This is a genomic window from Burkholderia sp. 3C, from assembly GCF_054589155.1.
On sequence record NZ_BAAILN010000151.1, the window covers coordinates 165,308 to 183,790 of the forward strand.

Below are 18,483 nucleotides of genomic sequence, written 5' to 3' on the forward strand. Positions count from 1 at the left end.
AACTCGATTTCGATCCACCAGCGAGGACAACACGCCATGCCGCACACCGCCGACCGCCCGACCCTCTCCACCGGCACCGATTACGACGCGCTCGCCGCGCGCTTTCGCCCCGTGTTCGCGCGCATCGCCGAAGGCGCCGCCGAGCGCGACCGAACCCGCACGCTCCCGGTCGAGCCGATCCGCTGGCTGCGCGAGGCCGGCTTCGGCTCGGTGCGCGTGCCCACTGACGTGGGCGGTTCGGGTGCGTCGCTGCCGCAACTGTTCCGGCTGCTGACCGAGCTGGCCGCCGCCGATTCGAACTTGCCGCAGGCGCTGCGTGGCCATTTCGCGTTCGTCGAGGACTGGCTCAACGCCGCGCCTGGCGAGGCGCGCGACGTCTGGCTGGCGCGTTTCGTCGCCGGAGAGCTGGCTGGCAACGCCTGGAGCGAGATCGGCGAGGCGTTGATCGGCGAGGCTGGCACCAAGGTGCACCGGCGCGACGGCGAATGGGTGGTGGACGGCGAGAAGTTCTACACCACCGGCAGCCTGTATGCGGACTGGATCGACGTCTACGCGCAGCGCGCCGAGGACGGCCTGCCGGTGATCGCGGCCGTGGCGGCCAAACAGCCCGGCGTCGAGATCGCCGACGACTGGGACGGCTTCGGCCAGCGCACCACCGCCAGCGGCACGGCGCGCTTCAAGGGCGCTCGCGTCGATCCGCACGGCTTGATCCCGTTCTCGCAGCGTTTCCGCTACCAGACCGCGTTCTACCAGTTGTTCCATCTGGCGACGCTGGCCGGCATCGCGCGCGCCGCCGAACGCGACACGGCGCGGCTGGTGCGCGAGCGCCGCCGCGTCTACAGCCACGGCGCGGCCGCGCGCGCCGCCGACGATCCGCAGATCCTTCAGGTGGTGGGCGAAGTGGCGTCGTGGGCCTACGCGGCCGAGGCGATCGCGGTGCGCGCGGCCGAGCCGGCCCAGCGGGCCTACGAGTTGCACGACGGCGCGGATACACCCGCCGAGCACGCGGCCAATGTCGAAGCGGAACTGGAATCGGCACAAGGCCAGGTGGTAATCAGCGAGCTGGCGCAGCGGGCCGGTTCGCATCTGTTCAACGCGCTCGGGGCGTCGGCCACGCGCGAGGCGGCCGCGCTCGACCGGCACTGGCGCAACGCGCGCACGGTGTCGTCGCACAACCCGGTGATCTACAAGGCGCGGATCGTCGGGGATCGGTCGGTCAACGGCACGGAGCCGGTTTTCGTGTGGAAGATCGGGATTCCGCCGGAAGCGACGGCAACGGCGACGACGCATGGCGACGCCTCGCCATCACCGGAAACGGCCGACCGCCGCGCAGCCTGAAGAAAGCGGCCTGAACCTGGGGCCGCCTTCCCGGCCGTGTTCAATCGATCCGCCACCACTTCGGCAGCAGCCGCTGCACCTCGCGCCGCCGATAACGGTCATCGATCAGGTGCACGACGCCCTCGTCGCGCTCGGTGCGGATCACGCGGCCGGCCGCCTGCACCACTTTCTGCACGCCCGGAAACAGGTACATGTAGTCGTAGCCGCTGCCGAAGCGCGCATCGAGCGCGCGCCGCATCTGCTCGTTGACCGGGTTGACCTGCGGCAGCCCGAGCGTGGCGATGAACGCGCCGATCAGCTTGTCGCCCACCAGATCGATGCCTTCCGCGAACGCGCCGCCCAGCACGGCGAAGCCCACCCCCTGCCCGCCGTCGTGGAACCGCGCGAGAAACGCGTCTCGCGCGGCCTCGTCCATGCCGCGTTCCTGCATCCACACGGGCACGTCGGGATGGCGCTCGCGCATCAGTTCGACGACGCGCCGCAGGTAATCGAAGCTGCTCAGGAAGCCCAGATAGTTGCCGGGCCGCTCGGCGTATTGCCGCGCGATCAGCTCGACGATCGGCGCCAGCGAGCTGTCGCGGTCGCGCCAGCGCGTCGACACGTGCCCGGCCACGCGCACGGCCAGTTGCTCGGCGCGGAACGGCCCGTCGACGTCGAGCGACGGCGTGGCGTCCGGCAGCCCGAGCGTGTCGAGATAGAAATGGAACGGCGTCAGCGTGCCCGAGAACAGCACCGTGGCGCGCGCGAGCGCATGGCGCGGCGCGAGGAAATCGGCGGGAATCACGTTGCGCACGCACAGCACCGATTTGGCCTTGCCGCCACGCGAGCCGCGCACGCGCGCCGCCTCGCCCTCCACCAGCGTGGAATCGAAGATCGAATGGGTGTCGAACTGCTCGGCCAGATTGACGAAGTGCATCGCGTCGAACGCGAACTGCAGCACCTGCGGCTCGATCGACAGCGGCACGTCGGCCATCAGCTCGCTGACGCGGCCGATAAAGCGTTGCGCGGCCAGCAGCAGCGCCTGCGGCACCTTGTCGTGCACGAGGTAGCTCTCGGTCTGCTCGCGGTTCAGCGCGTTCCACTCGCGGTTCAGCCGTTCGAGCGGCGCGGCCAGCGCGGGCGTGGCGCGGCGCTTGGCGTCGGCCATGACGAACTGGTCGAGCGTCGCGCTGTACATGCCGCGCGCGCGGTCGAGCAGGTTGTGGGCCTCGTCGACCAGCACGCCGATTCGCCACTGATTCTGCACCGCCAGCGAGTGCAGCAGCGCGCTGCCGTCGTAGTAGTAGTTGTAGTCGCCGACGATCACGTCGCTCCAGCGCGCCAACTCTTGTGCGAGGTAGTACGGGCAGATGTCGTGGGCGAGCGCGACCTCGCGCACGGTCGCGCGGTCGAGCCGGTAGCGGGCCAGCGCGTCGCTGCGCGCGCCGTCGAGGCGGTCGAAGAAGCCGCGCGCGAGCGGGCACGATTCGCCGTGGCAGGCGCGGTCGGGGTGTTCGCAGGCCTTGTCGCGGGCGACCAGTTCGAGCGTGCGGAGCGGGAGGATGGGGGCTTCGGTGACGGTGGCTGCGGTGGCTGCGGCTGCGGCGTCCGGCCGGGATGCGGCTTCGGTCGCGGCCGGAGCATGCGCTTCGGCTTGTTCGACGGGTACGTTGGCTTTGGCTGCTTCGGTGACTTCGGTGACTTCGGTGACTTCGGTGGCTTCGGTGGCTTCGGTGACTTCGGCAGCTTCGGTGGATTCAGCGGATTCAGCGGATTCAGCAGCTTCGGCCGCTTCACCGACCGCACCCGCCTGCACTGCCGCCGCCCGGTGCGCGCCGCGCAGCAGTTCCAGCGCGTCGAGCGCGAGCGCGCGGCCCGGCGTCTTGGCGGTCAGGAACAGCACGCGGTCGAGATAGCCGTCGCCGCAAGCGCGCAGCATCGGGAACAGCGTGCCGACGGTCTTGCCGATGCCGGTGGGCGCCTGCGCGAGCAGCGCGCGGCCGTCGCGCGCCGCGCGATAGACGTCGGCCGCCAGCGCGCGCTGGCCGCTGCGAAACGCGCCGTGCGGAAACGGCAGCACGCGCAGCGCGGCGTCGCGCGCCTCGCGATGCGCGGCCTCGCTGGCGGCGAACACGGTGAAGCGCTCGCATTGCGATTCGAACCAGTCGCGCAGCGAATCCGCGCTGTGCGTCTCGGTCAGCACCGATTCGCGCTGCGAATCGACGTCGTAATAGACGATCGCCACCGTCAGGTTCGCCAGGTCGCGCATCTTGCAGAGCAGATGCCCGTAGACGCGCGCCTGCGCCCAATGCAGCGCGCGGTGGTTGGCCGGCATGCGGTTCAGGTCGCCGCGATAGGTCTTGATTTCCTCCAGACGGTTCAGCGCCGGATCGTAGCCGTCGGCGCGACCGCGCACGCTGACGCCGCCGTGCTCGCCGGTCAGCGCGATCTCGCGTTCGTAACCGTCGTCGCGGCGCGACGTGACGATGCCGTGCCCGACGATGCCTTCCTGCGACGACGGCGCGGGCGTGAAACGCAGGTCGAGATCGCCGGCTTTCGCGGTGAACTCGCACATCGCGCGCACGGCGACGGTGTAGTTCATGCGCAGCGCTCCTGCGCCTCGGGCTCGGCCCATTCGACGTCGATCACGCGCACCGGCACGCCGTGCGCGACGCAGTAGTCGAGCCAGCGGATCTGGTTGTCCTGGAGCCGGTCGCCCGGCCCTTTCACCTCGATCAGTTCGTAGCGGCGCTCGGCCGGCCAGAAGCGGATCAGGTCGGGCAGCCCGGAGCGGTTGATGCGCAGGTCGTCGAGCAGGCGCTCGAAACAGCGGCGCAGATGGCGCGGATCGATGCAGTCGAGCGCGAGCGCCAGCAGCGCGTCGTCGAGCGCGCCCCAGAACACGAACGGCGATTGCAGCCCGGCCTTCTCGCGATAGCGGCGCACGATGGTGTCGCGATACGCGCCGGTATCGAGTTCGGCCAGGCTCGCGTCGAGTTGCGCGGCGCGTCGCAGCCGGAAATCGGGCGCGTGCAGATCGGCCGGGCCACGCTGGAACGGGTGAAAGAACGCGCCGGGCACGGCCGCGAACACCGCATCCCAGCACAGCAATCCGAACAACGAATTGATCAGCGTGTTCTCGACGTAATAGACGATCGCGCCGTCGCAGCTCAGGTGCGCGCCCACCGCCGTTTCGACCGAATGCGATGGGCCCGGCACCGCCAGCACCAGCGTCTCGCGTGCGGCCGGCGCGGCGGCCATTGCCCGCGCGCCGGGCCGGCCGGCACGCCGCAGCAGGCGCGGCATCATCCGCGCGATGCGCTGCCGCTCCTCCTCGTTTTCCGGTTGCGCGGCGGCCGTTTCGGCCAGCGCCAGCGCATCGGCGTCGCGGCCGCAGCGCTCCAGCACGCGCACCTGGCGGTGGCGGCTGCCGGGCCACGCGCTCGCGCCGTAGGCCGCCAGCGCGCCGGCCCAATCCTCGCGACGCTCGCAGGCGTTGCCGATCTGGTGCAGCAGCTTGGCGCGGCGCGTGCCGAGCCAGGGCTGCGCGCAATCGATCGCGTTGACGTGGCTTGCCAGCGTGTCGAGCGGCATGGCTTCGGGCCAAGCGTCGAGCGCGTCGCGGCAGACGAACAGCGCGAGATACGCATCGACGTCGGCGCGTTGCTGGAACGCGCGCGAAGACGGTGCCAATTCGACACGTTCGTACTGGAACACGCCGAGATCGGCCAGCACGAATTCCGACCAGTCCTGATGGAGATTGCCGAAGAACATCAACCGCAGCCGGTCGCACAGCGCGCCGACGCGCACTTCCAGCACGCGATCGCCGGTGGCGGGCAGCCAGGCCTCGAACGCCTGTTCGGCGCTGTGGTCGGCGCGCAGCGCGTCGAGCCATTCGGCCTTGCGCGCGCCCTTCGGCGCGGCGAAGCGCTGGCTCAGTTCCGGGCGCGTGGCAAGCGCGAACACGCCGTCGAGCGTCAACGCCGGCGCGGCGTCGACCCAGCCGAGCGCCACCAGCGGCGCGGCGGCGGCCGGCGTCGCGCCGATCTCGTCGTAGGCCAGCTTGCTTTCGCGGAAATACGGGCCGCTGCGCATCAGCATGCGCACGAGCAGCGCGCGGGATGGCTGCGGCAAGGCTGCGAATGCTTCCAGGAAGCCAAGCTCGGCGGCGTCGAACAGATCGTCGTAGCGGGCGGCAAGCCAGGCCAGGGCGCGCTCGAAATTGTCGAGGTAGTAGAAGGCGTACGGGGTGGGGACGGCGGACGGCACGGGGTTCGGGTGGGGCTTCGTGTCAGACGGTGCATCGGCTGCGGTGACGGCCAATAAGGGCTGGATCAGTGCATCCAGGCGGCCGAAGCACACAGCATAGCGTGCGGCCCAGATCCTGACACGCGATTCCTCGGAGCCGACCGCCGAGCCGTGGGCCACAGCCGACAGCTTGCTATTTGTCACCGAATCGATGCACGTCATCCCGCCCGCGCCCGCAACGATTTGCTTAAAAATGAGCGCTTCCTGGCCCGTTACCGGATTTCGCCCGCGACATGAACGATTCACGCCGCCCGCTGCTTGCCGCCGCGGCTGGCTCGGTGCCCCCGGCAGCGAGTCAGCGTCGTGGCCGAAGCTGTTCGCAGGCGGGGCAAGGGAAAATCGCTGGTTCAGCCGAGACGTGCGCCGCCCGCCTCAGTCCCCCGACGGCACGCGCCGCTTCAACAAATACGTATCCATGATCCACCCATGCCGCGCCCGAGCCTCGGCCCGCACCCGCACGATCTCGTCCTTCGTGTCGGCCAGCGGCCCCGCCAGCAAAATCTCATCCGGCGTACCAACATACGCGCCCCAATAAATATCCACCTCATCCTCCACCCGCTCGAACGCATTGCGCGCATCGAGCATCACCACCACGCTGTCCGCCTCCTCGGGCAAACGCGCCGGCAGCGTGCGGCCGTTGACGATCGCCACGCCGCGACCGATCTCGTTGAGCGGCACGCGGTGCCGCGCGGCCAGCGCCTGCACGCTGCTGATGCCGGGGATCACCTCGTAAGCGATTTCGTGCCGGCCGCCCGCCGCGATCGCGCCGACGATCCGCATCGTGCTGTCGTAGAGCGCCGGGTCGCCCCACACGAGAAACGCGCCGCATTGGCCGTCGCGCAATTCGTCGCCAATCAGCCGCTCGAACAGTTGCTGCTTGTCGCGGTTCAGCGCCGCGACCGCGTCGGCGTAGCTGTCGCCGTCCGGGCCGCGCTCGGGGCTGGCGGCCTCCACCACGCGATAACCGTCGTCGGGCCGATGACGCGCCAGCATCGCGTGGCGCAGCGCAACCAGCGTGGCCTTGGCCGGGCCTTTGTCCATGACGAAGAACACGTCGGCGCGGCGCATCGCGTCGACGGCCTGCAAGGTCAGATGATCGGGATCGCCGCTGCCGATACCGATGACGAGAATGCGTTTCATGGGCGGCTCCGAAGTGGCCGGGAAGGAAACGCGCAGTCTAAACGGTCCGGGGCGCCGGTTTGCCGGCCGACGGAGGCGCGACCGGCGAGCGGCGCTCGCGCGGCGCAACGAACTCGCGCGGGCCGGCCCCGGCCAGTTCGAAATAGGCGGCCGCGCCGGCGCGCAGGTCGACGATGCGGAACGCACCCCACGGGTTGAAGACCACGCCGTGCGAGATCAGGTCGATCCGCTTCGAGCCGTCGCGGTAGCACAGCGTGGCGGCGTCGTGCAGCTCGGGCACGGTCCAGCCGGCAAGGCCGGCGCGCGCCATCGCGGCGAGGATCGCGTCGCGCGCCGCGTCGGCCGAATCGGGCGGCGGCGCGATGCGCGACAGCTCGGTGCGCAGCCGCCCGAGGCGCTCGACCGTTTCGCCACGACGCGCCGTCACCGCGCCGCGCGGGCGATGGGTGTCGGCGGCCAAGGTTTTCAGCGCGGCGATCCGGCCGCCCGGCGCGCCCGCAGCGTCAGCGCCGCGCGCTTGCGTCATGCTCGACGACGCACCGTCCGGCAAGGACGGCGCATCGGCGGCAGGCAGGCGAAGGGACGGGATTCGGGTCATCGGTCGGGCTGGCGCGGCAACAGCCGGCCGCGCCGACCACCGGCGGGCGGCATTGCCGCGTGCCCCTGTATAACGCCGAACACGTCGCGAGGCGCCGGCCGATCCGAACCGGCAGCGCGCAGCACGAAGCGGCGGCGGCAACAGGAAGCGCAGCGCGGCCGCTCTGCGATAATCGCGGCTCCCGCTCTCCCTCCCCGTCGATACCGCCATGACCGAAGCCGTCGCCGCCTTGCCGCCGATCCACTGCCTGCAACACGACGACCTGCCGTGGCTGCCGATGGCCGACGCGCTGCCGGGCCTGGCGATCAAGTACCTCCATATCGATGCGGCCCGCGACGAGCTGACGGTGCTGCTGCGCATGCCGGTCGGCACGACGCTGCCGCGCCATCGCCACGAGGGCACGGTGTTCGTCTATACGCTGGAAGGCGAGTGGCGCTACCGCGAATACGATTGGATCGCGCGCGCCGGCAGCACGGTGCTGGAGCCGGCCGGCTCGGTGCACACGCCGGAAACGGTCGCCTCGCCGACCGGCAACGTGATCACGTTCAACGTGATGCGCGGCGATCTGGTGCTGCTCGACGACGCGGGCCGCGACGTGGCCCGCGAGAACTGTCGCGTCGCGCTGCTGCGTCAGCGCCGCCATGCACGCACCACGCCCGACGCGGCGGCGCCGTTCGTCACGCGCTGATCAGGCGCGGCGCGCCGCAACAGCCGGACACGCCGCCCGCGCTCAATCCCCCGCCACGTCGATCGCCGCATCCGAACGCAACTGCGTGCGCAACTGGAATTTCTGGATCTTGCCGGTCGAGGTTTTCGGCAGCTCGCCGAAACGCACCGCCTTCGGCATCTTGTAGCCGGCCAACAACGCGCGGCAATGCGCGAGGATCTCCTCCTCGGTGGCCGTCATGCCCTCGCGCAACTCGACGAACGCGCACGGCACCTCGCCCCATTTCGGATCGGGCAGCGCCACCACGGCCGCCACCGCCACGGCCGGATGCCGATACAGCACGTCCTCCAGCTCGATGCTCGAAATGTTCTCGCCGCCGGAAATGATGATGTCCTTGCGGCGATCCTTGATGCGGATATAGCCGTCCGGCATCAGCACGCCGAGATCGCCGGTATGGAACCAGCCGCCGGCGAACGCTTCGTCGGTGGCGCGCGGGTTCTTCAGATAGCCCTTCATGCAGATGTTGCCGCGGAACATGATCTCGCCGAGCGTCTCGCCGTCGGCCGGCACCGGCGTCATGGTGTCCGGATCGAGCACGGTCGCGCCGGCCTGCAGGTGGTAGCGCACGCCCTGGCGAGCCGTCAGGCGCGCCACCTCCTCGTCGGGCAACGCGGCCCAGCCCTCCTGCACGGCGCACACGGTGGCCGGCCCGTACACCTCGGTCAGCCCGTATACGTGAGTCAGTGCGAAGCCGATCGACTTCATCCGCGCGATCACGGCCGGCGCGGGCGCGGCGCCCGCCACCTGCGCCTGCACCACGTGATCGATGCCCGCGCGCCATTCGGCCGGCGCATTGGCCAGCGTGCTGTGCACGATCGGCGCGCCGCTGTAGTGGGTGACGCCCTCGCGGCGGATCAGGTCGAACACGGCGCGCGCGTCGAACTTGCGCAGGCAGACGTTGACGCCCGCGCGCGCCGCCACGGCCCACGGGAAGCACCAGCCGTTGCAATGGAACATCGGCAGCGTCCACAGGTAGATCGCGTGCTTGGGCATGTCCCATTCGAGCAGATTGGACAGCGCGGCCAGATACGCGCCGCGATGGTGATACACCACGCCCTTCGGATCGCCGGTGGTGCCCGACGTGTAGTTCAGCGCGATGGCGTCCCATTCGTCGGCGGGCGGTGACCACGGCGTGTTCGGGTCGCCGCCCGCGATGAACGCCTCGTAGTCGGTCGCGCCGGCGAAGCTGGCGGGGTCGGCCGGCATCGCGTCGGCCACGCTGACGATCCGCAGCCCCGGCAGCTCCTCGGCCGCGCGCCGCGCGACCTCGGCGTATTCGGTATCGACGATCAGCAGCTTCGCCTCGCCATGACGCAGCACGAACAGCACCGACGCCGCGTCGAGCCGCGTGTTGATCGCGTTGAGCACCGCGCCGGTCATCGGCACGCCGAAGTGCGCGTCGAGCATCGGCGGGATGTTCGGCAACAGCGCGGCCACCGTGTCGCCGCGCCGGATGCCGGCCTGCGCCAGCGCGCCGGCCAGGCGGCGGGCGCGCGCATAGGCTTCGGCCCAGGTATAGCGCTGCGCGCCGTGCACCACGGCGAGCCGGTCGCCGTACACCTCGGCCGCGCGCGCGATGAAATCGGTCGGCGTGAGCGGCACGTAGTTCGCGTCGCGCCGGCCCAGCCCATCCTCGAACAACTGCGTCATGACTGCGTCTCCCGCGGGCTCGGCCCGCTCGTTATCGGCGATATCGGCCGGTTTCGAAATGTGTCAGGCTACTCGGCGCATTGTGGGGCGTCCGTCATGGAAACGACAGGCTCGCGCCAGACCAACCCACGTTATCCCTGAGATCGCTAACCCTGACCCCATGACCGCCGCCGCCCGCCCAGCCGCCACCCGCCTGCCCCACGGCCCCGCGCGGCCCGGCCGTCCGCCGATCGCGGCCGCCGCTTCCTGACAATTCAGCCATCCTGGCGTCAGGAAAGCGCCCCGGCCACCTGACTATCATCCAGTCCCGACCTTACACCCCACCCTCCGAGCCGCCCCCCGCCTGCCTCCATGTGGATCGTCAATCTCGCGCTGCGCCGCCCGTACACGTTCATCGTGATGGCCATCATGATCCTGCTCGCGACGCCGCTGGCGCTGGTCAGGACGCCCACCGACGTGCTGCCCTCGATCGATATCCCGGTCATCAGCGTGATCTGGAATTACAGCGGCTTCTCGGCGCGCGACATGGCCGAGCGCATCACCTCGGTCCATGAACGCACGCTGACCACCACCGTCAGCAATATCGAGCACATCGAATCGCAGACGCTGCCCGGCATCGCCATCGTCAAGGTGTTCCTGCAACCGGGTGCGAATACCCAGACTGCGATCGCACAGACGGTCTCGTCGGCCCAGTCGATCGTGCGGCAGATGCCGCCCGGCGCCACGCCGCCGCTGGTGATCAGCTATTCGGCGTCGAGCATTCCGGTGCTGCAACTGGGGCTGTCGAGCTCGTCGCTCAGTGAGGAATCGCTGGCCGACATCGCGCTGAACTTCCTGCGCCCGCAACTGATCACGGTGCGCGGCGTGCAGATCCCCTATCCGTACGGCGGGCGCACCCGCGTGATCTCGGTCGACCTCGACATGCAGGCGCTGATGGCCAAGGGCCTGACGCCGTCCGACATCGTCAATGCGGTGGGGGTGCAGAACCTGATCCTGCCCACCGGCACCGCCAAGATCGGGCCGACCGAATATCGCGTCGGCACCAACGCCTCGCCCGACTCGGTGGCCGAGCTGAACCGCCTGCCGGTGCGCACCCAGAACGGCGCGACCATCTATCTGGCGGACGTGGCGCACGTGCGCGACGGCTTCTCGCCGCAAACCAACATCGTGCGCAAGGACGGCCAGCGCGGCGTGCTGGTGTCGATCATGAAGACGGGTGACGCGTCCACGCTGCAGGTGGTGAACGCGCTGAAGACGCTGCTGCCGAGCGTCGAGGCCACGCTGCCGGCCGACCTGAAGATCAGTTCGCTGTTCGATCAATCGGTGTTCGTGAAGGCGGCGGTGCAGGGGGTGATCCACGAGGCGCTGATCGCGGCGCTGCTGACGGCGATGATGATCCTGCTGTTCCTCGGCAACTGGCGCAGCACGCTGATCATCGCGATCTCGATCCCGCTGTCGATCTTCACGTCGATCCTGGCGCTGGCCGCGCTGGGCCAGACCATCAACATCATGACGCTCGGCGGGCTGGCGCTCGCGGTCGGGATCCTGGTGGACGACGCCACCGTGACGATCGAGAACATCGAGCGCCACCTGCACCTCGGCACCGGGCTGCGCCAGGCGATCCTCGACGGCGCGGGCGAGATCGCGGTGCCGGCGCTGGTCTCCACGCTGTGCATCTGCATCGTGTTCGTGCCGATGTTCTTCCTGACCGGCGTGGCGCGCTACCTGTTCGTGCCGCTGGCCGAGGCGGTGGTGTTCGCGATGCTGGCCTCCTACGTGCTGTCGCGCACGCTGGTGCCGACCATGGCGATGCTGCTGTTCCGGCGCGACGCGGCCCATGCGCCGGCCGCGCACGGCGCCGATGGCGCCGATGGAGCCAACAGCGCCAACGCCACGGCCGCCGACGCGACGCATGCGCCGGCCCGCCGCCCGTCGCGTTTCGCGCGCATCCATCACGGCTTCGACCGCGCGTTCGAGCGCCTGCGCGCCGGCTATATCGTGCTGCTCGGCATGCTGATCGTGCGCCGCCGCGCGGCCGCCATCGCGTTTCTCGGCTTCTGCGTGCTGTCCACGGGCCTGATCTTCGTGCTGGGCCGCGATTTCTTCCCGAGCGTCGACGCCGGCAACATCCGCCTGCACATGCGCGCGCAAACGGGCATCCGCATCGAGGAAACCGCGCGGCTGGCCGATCAGGTCGAGAAGGTGGTGCGCGAGGTGGTGCCGGCCGACCAGCTCGAAACCATCGTCGACAACCTCGGCCTGCCGTCGAGCGGCATCAACCTGTCGTACAGCAACGCCGGCACGATCGGCACGCTCGACGGCGAGATCATGATCGCGCTGAAGGAAGGCCACCCGCCCGCGAACGGCTATGTCGAGACGCTGCGCCGCGTGCTGCCCGAGCGCTTCCCGGGCGTGGAGTTCTTCTTCCAGCCGTCCGACATCGTCACGCAGATCCTCAACTTCGGCCAGCCGGCCGCGATCGACGTGCAATTGCAGGGCAACGACGCCAGCTCGAACATGGCGATCGCGAGCCGCCTGCTCAAGCGCGTGCGCACCGTGCCGGGCGCGGTGGACGCGCACATCCTGCAGCGCATCGACGAGCCGACGCTGACGGCCTACATGGATCGCACGCGGATGCAGGAGTTGAACCTGTCGGCGCAGAACGTCGCGCAGAACATGCTGATCTCGCTGGCCGGCACCTCGCAGACCACGCCGACGTTCTGGGTCAATCCGCAAACCGGCGTGCAATACCCGCTGACGATCCAGACGCCGCAATACCAGATCCACTCGGTCGGCGACCTGCTCAGTACGCCGATCGCGGCCTCGGGTGCGCCCGGCACGCCGTACCAGTTGCTGGCCAACCTGGCCGAGTTGAAGCGCGGCGTCGATCCGGCGGTGGTCACGCACTACAACATCCGTCCGGTGACGGACCTGTACGTCAGCGTGGACGGGCGCGACCTCGGCGGCGTGGCGTCCGACATCGACGGGATCGTCAGCGAGGCCCGCAAGACGCTGCCGCGCGGCACCACGATCACGCTGCGCGGCCAGGTGGACACCATGCGCAGCTCGTATTTCGGGCTCGGCGCGGGCGTGGCGATGGCGATCGTGCTGGTGTATCTGCTGATCGTCGTGAACTTCCAGTCGTGGATCGACCCGCTGATCATCATCAGTGCGATGCCGGCGGCGCTGGCGGGCATCGCCTGGATGCTGTTCGTGACGGGCACCCACCTGAGCGTGCCGGCGCTGACCGGCGCGATCATGACGGTGGGCGTGGCCACCGCGAACTCGATCCTGGTGGTGTCGTTCGCACGGCAGCGGCTCGATGCCGGCGTGCCGGCGCTGTCGGCCGCGCTCGAGGCGGGCGCGACGCGAATCCGCCCGGTCATGATGACCGCGCTGGCCATGATCATCGGCATGATCCCGATGGCGCTCGGGCTGGGCGAGGGCGCGGAGCAGAACGCCCCGCTCGGCCGCGCCGTGATCGGCGGGCTGCTGTTCGCCACCGTTTCGACGCTGTTTTTCGTCCCGCTGGTGTTCGCGGGCGTGCATCATCGCCTGGCGAAACGGCGCGCGCACCGCGCCGAAGCGTCCTGACCCCTGGATTCGTTTTAGACCGGTTGAACTCATGGAAGAGAAACGTCATAGCGCCGTCGGGCTGCACGTCGAGGAATCGGGGCTGGACCTGCCCGCCCGCACCGCCGTGCGCCGGCGCACCAAGCTCGCGCTGATCGTGACCGGCGTGGTGCTGGCCGTGCTGGCGGCGCGCACGCTGGTGGCCGATTACTTCAATCACGGCAAGCTCGACAAGCTGGCCGAACAGAACGCGCGCCAGTACGTCATGGTGGTCACGCCGAGCCCGGCGACCGGCGATACGCGGCTGGCGCTGCCGGGCTCGCTGCGCGGCTATGTGGAAGCGCCGATCTACGCACGCGCGAGCGGCTACGTGGCGCGCTGGGACGTGGATATCGGCACGCATGTGAAGGCCGGCCAGGTGCTGGCCGAGCTGGATACGCCGGAAGTCGACCAGGAATTCGCGCAGGCGGTGGCGCAGCGCCAGCAGGTGCAATCGTCGCAGGCGCTGGCCCGCACCTCGTTCGACCGCGCGCAGCAACTGCGCCAGCGCGACGCCGTCTCGCAGCAGGAACTCGACGACCGCCAGGGCGCCTTCAATCAGGCCGTCGCGAACCTGGCCGCGGCCGAGGCGAACGTGCGCCGCCTGACCGAGCTGAAGGGCTTCCAGAAGATCGTCGCGCCGGTGGACGGGGTGGTCACGCAGCGCAACATCGACGTGGGCGACCTGATCAACGCGGGCAACAGCGGCACCGGACGCGCGCTGTTCATGGTCACGCAGGCGGACCGGCTGCGGCTCTACGTGCGCGTGCCGCAAACCTACGCGCAGCAGATCAGGATCGGCCAGCACGTGGCCGTCACGCAAACCGAGCTGCCGGGCCAGACCTTCGACGGCACCGTCACGCACACCGCGCGCGCCATCGACGTGGCCACCCGCACGCTGCAGATCGAGATCACGCTGCCGAACCAGGACGGCCGCCTGCTGCCGGGCGCCTACGTGAAGGCGACGCTGCCGATGGCGGCGGTCGGCACGCTGACGGTGCCCGCCAACACGCTGCTGTTCCGCGCCGAAGGGCCGACGCTGGCCGTGGTGGACGCCAACGGCCGGGTCACGCTGCGGCCGGTGCGGATCGCCCGCACGCTCGGCAAGTCGCTCGAACTCGACGAAGGCATCGAGGCTGGCGATCGGATCGTGCTGAATCCGAGCGATTCGCTGGCGAACGGCGACTTGGTGGTGGTGAAGGGGACGGTGGCCGGGAGCGGCAAGGCGGCTTCGTCGGCGGCCGCCGGTTCGGGTGCTTCGGGTGCTTCGGGTGCTTCGGGTGCTTCGGGTGCTTCGGGTGCTTCCGGTGCTTCCGGTGCTTCCGGTGCTTCGAACGTTTCGGGCGCTTCGAATGCTGCGACTGCTTCAGGGGCCGGAGCGTGAACGCCGTGCTTCGCACTTCGGGCCGGCTCGCGCGCGTCGCATCGGCGCGCGCGCTGGATGGCGATTCGCCGCCGCCGTCGCCGCACAAGCGCCAACGGTTTTCAGCCACCCTCGCCCGCCGCGCCGCCCTGACCGCCCTCGCCGCCACGTCCCCCCTGTGGCTGGCCGCCTGCACGGTCGGCCCCGATTACCATCGCCCGGCCGTCGACACGCCCGACACCTGGCAAACGCCGGCCGACGACACCTACTGGCAACGCGCCCGCCCGTCCCACGCGGCGCTCACGCCCGACTGGTGGACCGTGTTCGACGATTCGCTGCTGAACCAGCTCGAAACGCAGGCGCTGGCCGCCAACCAGACGCTGGCCGCCGCCGCCGCCCACTACGCGCAGGCCCGCGCCACGCTGGCCTCGACCTCGGCCGCGCAACTGCCGGCGATCGGCCTGAACACCGGTGCGAGCCGTTCGCGGATCTCGGCCGACCGCCCGCTGACCAACTACGCGCAGACCAACCACTCGACGGTCCAGAACGACACGCAGTTCGGCGCCGCGGCCAGCTACGAACTCGACCTGTTCGGCCGCATCCGCCGCACCGTGGAGGCCGCGCAGGCCGGCGCCGAGCAATCCGCCGACGATCTCGCCAATGCCCGCCTCGTGCTGACGGCCGATCTCGCGACCGCCTACCTGTCGCTGCGCGAAACCGATGCCGAGATCGACGTCCTGAGCCGCTCGGTGGCGCTGCAGCAGAAAGCGCTCGATTTCGTCAGCGCGCAGCATGAACTGGGCGCGGTATCGGGGCTCGATCTGCTCCAGCAGCGCGCCCAACTCGACGCGACGAAAACCCAGGCGCAACTGCTGCGCAACACGCGGCAACAATACGAGCACGCGATCGCCACGCTGACCGGCACGCCCGCACCGTCGTTCTCGATCGCGCCCCGCGTGCAGCCGCTGAACGCGCCCGCGCTGCCGCCGGGCCTGCCGAGCGAGGTGTTGCAGCGCCGGCCCGACGTGGCGTCGGCCGAGCGTGCGATGGCCGCCGCCAACGCGCAGATCGGCGTGGCGCGCGCCGCGTACTTTCCGCGCCTGACGCTGTCGCCCGACATCGGCTGGGAAGCCACCCGTTTCGCCAGCCTGTTCTCGGTGCCGTCGCTGGTCTGGTCGGTGGGGGCGTCGGTGTCGCAGCCGATCTTCTCGGGCGGCCGGCTCAAGGCCGGCGTCGACTACGCGCAGGCCGGCTACGCGGCCGCGCAGGCCAATTACCGGCAAACCGTGCTGACCGCGTTCCAGGAAGTGCAGAACGCCGTGACCGGCCTGTCGACGCTCGACGAGGCCAGCCGCCGCGCGCGCGCCGGCGTGGACGATTCGCGCCAGCTCGTCTCGCTCGCGCGCGACCGCTATGCCGGCGGCCTGACCGCCTACATCGACGTGATCAGCGCGCAACAGCAGTTGCTCACCAGCGAGCGCCAGGAGGTGCAGATTCGTGGTCAACGGGCCGCGCTGGTGGTATATCTCGCAAAAGCGCTCGGCGGCGGCTGGTCCGCCGCCGAGCCAGCCAACGGGAAATCCGAATGAAAGTACTGATCGTCGAAGACGAACCGAAGGTCGTCGATTACCTGAAAAGCGGGCTGTCGGAAGAAGGCTGGGTGGTGGATATCGCCACCGACGGCGAGGACGGCGCCTGGAAAGCGGTCGAATACGACTACGACGTGGTGGTGCTCGACGTCATGCTGCCGAAGATCGACGGCTTCGGCGTGTTGCGCGCGCTGCGTGCGCAGAAGGACACCCCGGTCATCATGCTGACCGCGCGCGACCGCGTGGACGACCGCGTGCGCGGCCTGCGCGGCGGTGCCGACGACTACCTGACCAAGCCGTTCTCGTTCCTCGAACTGATCGAACGCCTGCGCGCGCTGACGCGCCGCGCGCGCGTGCAGGAATCGACGCTGATCTCGATCGGCGACCTGCGGGTGGACCTGATCAGCCGCCGCGCCTCGCGCAACGGCATCCGCCTCGATCTGACCGCGCAGGAATTCCAGTTGCTCGGCGTGCTGGCGCGCCGGCGCGGCGAGGTGCTGTCGAAGACGACCATCACCGAGCTGGTGTGGGACGTCAATTTCGACAGCAACGCGAACGTGGTGGAAACCGCCATCAAGCGCCTGCGCGCCAAGCTGGACGGCCCGTATTCCGACAAGCTGCTGCATACCATCCGCGGGATGGGCTACGTGCTCGAAGTGCGCGACGAGCCGGAAGCCGACCTGCGTCGCTGAGGGCTGCCATGAAACGCTCGATCTCGATGCGTCTGTCGGTGATGTTCGCCATCACCTCGTTGCTGGTGTTCTCGCTGGTGGGCATCGGCCTGTTCGCGATGATGGAACGGCAACTGTTCGCCGAACTGCGCGCGACGCTGGAAACCCGCGCCAAGGTGGCCGAGATGATCCTCTCGCATGCGAGCACCCCGGCGCGCTGGCACATCACCCAGGAAAAACTGACCGACCTGCAACCGCTCGACGGCTCGACGCGCTATATCGTCACCAGCCCCGATCCGGCCTACACGCTCGGCAAGCCGGTGGAAGGCACGCCGGTGGACGTGCCGGTGGGCGAGTTCGACCTGAAGCATGTGGAGGGCAGCAGCTACAACGTGATGACGCGCACCACCACGATCGCGGCGAACGGCACGCACCCCGAGCTGACGCTGATCGTGGCCACCGCCTGCGACCGCACCCAGAAGATGCTGCGCTTCATCGCGCTGACGCTGGCGGCGCTGATCGGCGCGGCCACCGTGGTGTCGCTGCTGTTGAGCCGCGCCGTGACGCGCTTCGGGCTGGAGCCGCTCGCGCAACTGTCGAAGGAAGCGGCGGCGTTGAGCCCCGCGAACCGCAAGCAGCGGCTGCAGACCGACGCGCTGCCGAGCGAGCTGCACGAGCTGGCCAGTTCGTTCAACGGCGCGCTGGAGCGGATCGAGCTGGCCTACGACCGGCTCGAATCGTTCAACGCCGACGTCGCGCACGAGCTGCGCACGCCGGTCAGCATCCTGATCGGCCAGACCCAGGTGGCGCTGACCTCGCGCGAGCGCACGGTCGAGCGCATGCAGCAGACGCTGCAATCGAACCTCGAGGAATTCGAGCGGCTGCGCGTGATCGTCAACGACATGCTGTTCCTGTCGCGCAGCGATCGCGGCGAGCGCGCGACCAACCTCAGCGACGTGTCGCTGGCGAACGAGGTGGCACGCATGCTCGACTTCCTCGAGTTCTCGCTGGAAGACGCGCAACTGCGCGCCGAGCTGTCGGGCGATGCGCGCGCGAGCGTCGATACCTCGCTGTTCGGCCGCGCCATGACCAATCTGCTGATCAATGCGATCCAGCACTCGCGGCCCGGCGATGCAATCCGCGTGACGATCCGCGCGACCGGCGAGCAGGTCGAGATCGCCGTCGCCAACCCCGGCGCTTCGCTCGATCCGACCAAGCGCGCGCATATGTTCGAGCGCTTCTACCGGCTCGAGGAAGCCCGCACCAACAGCAACGAGAATCACGGGCTGGGGCTGTCGATCGTCAAGGCCGTCGCCGACATGCATGGCGGCGCGGTGTTCGTGAGCTGCGACGACGGCTGGAACACGTTCGGCTTCTCGGTGCCCGCCAAGCCGCCGGCGATGCCGCCCGAACAACGGGCCGTCATCAAGACCATGCCGCACAAGGCGACACTGCGCCCTTCCTGATCGCCGGTTGACGCGGCCGGCTCGTTCGATCACGAGCCGGCC

At 69.6% G+C, this 18,483-nt stretch carries 12 protein-coding genes; 7 read left to right on the forward strand and 5 right to left on the reverse strand.

What is annotated here, in order from left to right; translation table 11 throughout:
* Positions 1–36 precede the first annotated feature (36 nt).
* On the forward strand, positions 37–1,338 hold the full coding sequence (locus ACYP33_RS31680; RefSeq protein ID WP_459625154.1) for an acyl-CoA dehydrogenase family protein: 1,302 nt from the start codon (positions 37–39) through the stop codon (positions 1,336–1,338).
* A gap of 40 nt (positions 1,339–1,378) precedes the next feature.
* Here the strand turns inward: ACYP33_RS31680 and ACYP33_RS31685 are convergent, their stop codons facing one another.
* From ACYP33_RS31685 to ACYP33_RS31700, 4 genes are all read right to left on the reverse strand, one after another.
* On the reverse strand, positions 1,379–3,919 hold the full coding sequence (locus tag ACYP33_RS31685) for an ATP-dependent DNA helicase (protein ID WP_459625155.1): 2,541 nt from the start codon (positions 3,917–3,919) through the stop codon (positions 1,379–1,381).
* Entirely contained in the window at positions 3,916–5,586 is a 1,671-nt protein-coding gene (locus ACYP33_RS31690) for a VRR-NUC domain-containing protein (RefSeq protein WP_459625156.1), read from the reverse strand. Before ACYP33_RS31690 ends, ACYP33_RS31685 begins: the two co-directional genes overlap by 4 nt.
* Positions 5,587–5,997: 411 nt before the next feature.
* Positions 5,998–6,765: a precorrin-6A synthase (deacetylating) gene (cobF, locus tag ACYP33_RS31695; protein WP_459625157.1), complete on the reverse strand. Its 768-nt coding sequence runs from the start codon at positions 6,763–6,765 to the stop codon at positions 5,998–6,000.
* Between the two features lie 37 nt (positions 6,766–6,802).
* Positions 6,803–7,363, reverse strand: a complete 561-nt coding sequence (locus ACYP33_RS31700) for a hypothetical protein (RefSeq protein ID WP_459625158.1) — start codon at positions 7,361–7,363, stop codon at positions 6,803–6,805.
* 208 nt (positions 7,364–7,571) lie between these two features.
* Here ACYP33_RS31700 and ACYP33_RS31705 point away from each other — a divergent pair, with 208 nt between their 5' ends.
* Positions 7,572–8,051 carry a 2,4'-dihydroxyacetophenone dioxygenase family protein gene (locus ACYP33_RS31705; protein WP_459625159.1) on the forward strand — a complete coding sequence of 160 codons (480 nt, stop codon included), beginning with the start codon at positions 7,572–7,574 and terminating at the stop codon, positions 8,049–8,051.
* A gap of 42 nt (positions 8,052–8,093) precedes the next feature.
* On the opposite strand, the gene ACYP33_RS31710 is transcribed toward ACYP33_RS31705, so the two are convergent.
* Positions 8,094–9,740 carry an acyl-CoA synthetase gene (locus ACYP33_RS31710; protein WP_459625160.1) on the reverse strand — a complete coding sequence of 549 codons (1,647 nt, stop codon included), beginning with the start codon at positions 9,738–9,740 and terminating at the stop codon, positions 8,094–8,096.
* 351 nt (positions 9,741–10,091) lie between these two features.
* Here ACYP33_RS31710 and ACYP33_RS31715 point away from each other — a divergent pair, with 351 nt between their 5' ends.
* From ACYP33_RS31715 to ACYP33_RS31735, 5 genes are all read left to right on the forward strand, one after another.
* The gene (locus ACYP33_RS31715) at positions 10,092–13,334 is read left to right on the forward strand and encodes an efflux RND transporter permease subunit (RefSeq protein WP_459625161.1); all 3,243 of its coding nucleotides are present in this window, start codon (positions 10,092–10,094) and stop codon (positions 13,332–13,334) included.
* A gap of 31 nt (positions 13,335–13,365) precedes the next feature.
* Positions 13,366–14,736 (forward strand): efflux RND transporter periplasmic adaptor subunit, encoded by a 1,371-nt coding sequence (locus ACYP33_RS31720; RefSeq protein ID WP_459625162.1) that lies wholly within the window; start codon positions 13,366–13,368, stop codon positions 14,734–14,736.
* A gap of 128 nt (positions 14,737–14,864) precedes the next feature.
* Positions 14,865–16,304, forward strand: coding sequence for an efflux transporter outer membrane subunit (locus ACYP33_RS31725; RefSeq protein ID WP_459625208.1), 1,440 nt, complete (start codon positions 14,865–14,867; stop codon positions 16,302–16,304).
* The gene (locus ACYP33_RS31730; protein ID WP_459625163.1) at positions 16,301–16,996 is read left to right on the forward strand and encodes a heavy metal response regulator transcription factor; all 696 of its coding nucleotides are present in this window, start codon (positions 16,301–16,303) and stop codon (positions 16,994–16,996) included. Before ACYP33_RS31725 ends, ACYP33_RS31730 begins: the two co-directional genes overlap by 4 nt.
* 8 nt (positions 16,997–17,004) lie before the next feature.
* Positions 17,005–18,441: a heavy metal sensor histidine kinase gene (locus ACYP33_RS31735; protein ID WP_414447533.1), complete on the forward strand. Its 1,437-nt coding sequence runs from the start codon at positions 17,005–17,007 to the stop codon at positions 18,439–18,441.
* Positions 18,442–18,483: the final 42 nt, after the last annotated feature.

What these genes read in the sequence shown, in the direction of transcription:
- ACYP33_RS31680 (WP_459625154.1), top strand. Translation starts at nt 37, where the DNA reads ATGCCGCACACCGCCGACCGCCCGACCCTCTCCACCGGCACCGATTAC.
- ACYP33_RS31685 (WP_459625155.1), bottom strand. Translation starts at nt 3,919, where the DNA reads ATGAACTACACCGTCGCCGTGCGCGCGATGTGCGAGTTCACCGCGAAA.
- cobF (WP_459625157.1), bottom strand. Translation starts at nt 6,765, where the DNA reads ATGAAACGCATTCTCGTCATCGGTATCGGCAGCGGCGATCCCGATCAT.
- ACYP33_RS31700 (WP_459625158.1), bottom strand. Translation starts at nt 7,363, where the DNA reads ATGACCCGAATCCCGTCCCTTCGCCTGCCTGCCGCCGATGCGCCGTCC.
- ACYP33_RS31705 (WP_459625159.1), top strand. Translation starts at nt 7,572, where the DNA reads ATGACCGAAGCCGTCGCCGCCTTGCCGCCGATCCACTGCCTGCAACAC.
- ACYP33_RS31710 (WP_459625160.1), bottom strand. Translation starts at nt 9,740, where the DNA reads ATGACGCAGTTGTTCGAGGATGGGCTGGGCCGGCGCGACGCGAACTAC.
- ACYP33_RS31715 (WP_459625161.1), top strand. Translation starts at nt 10,092, where the DNA reads ATGTGGATCGTCAATCTCGCGCTGCGCCGCCCGTACACGTTCATCGTG.
- ACYP33_RS31720 (WP_459625162.1), top strand. Translation starts at nt 13,366, where the DNA reads ATGGAAGAGAAACGTCATAGCGCCGTCGGGCTGCACGTCGAGGAATCG.
- ACYP33_RS31730 (WP_459625163.1), top strand. Translation starts at nt 16,301, where the DNA reads ATGAAAGTACTGATCGTCGAAGACGAACCGAAGGTCGTCGATTACCTG.
- ACYP33_RS31735 (WP_414447533.1), top strand. Translation starts at nt 17,005, where the DNA reads ATGAAACGCTCGATCTCGATGCGTCTGTCGGTGATGTTCGCCATCACC.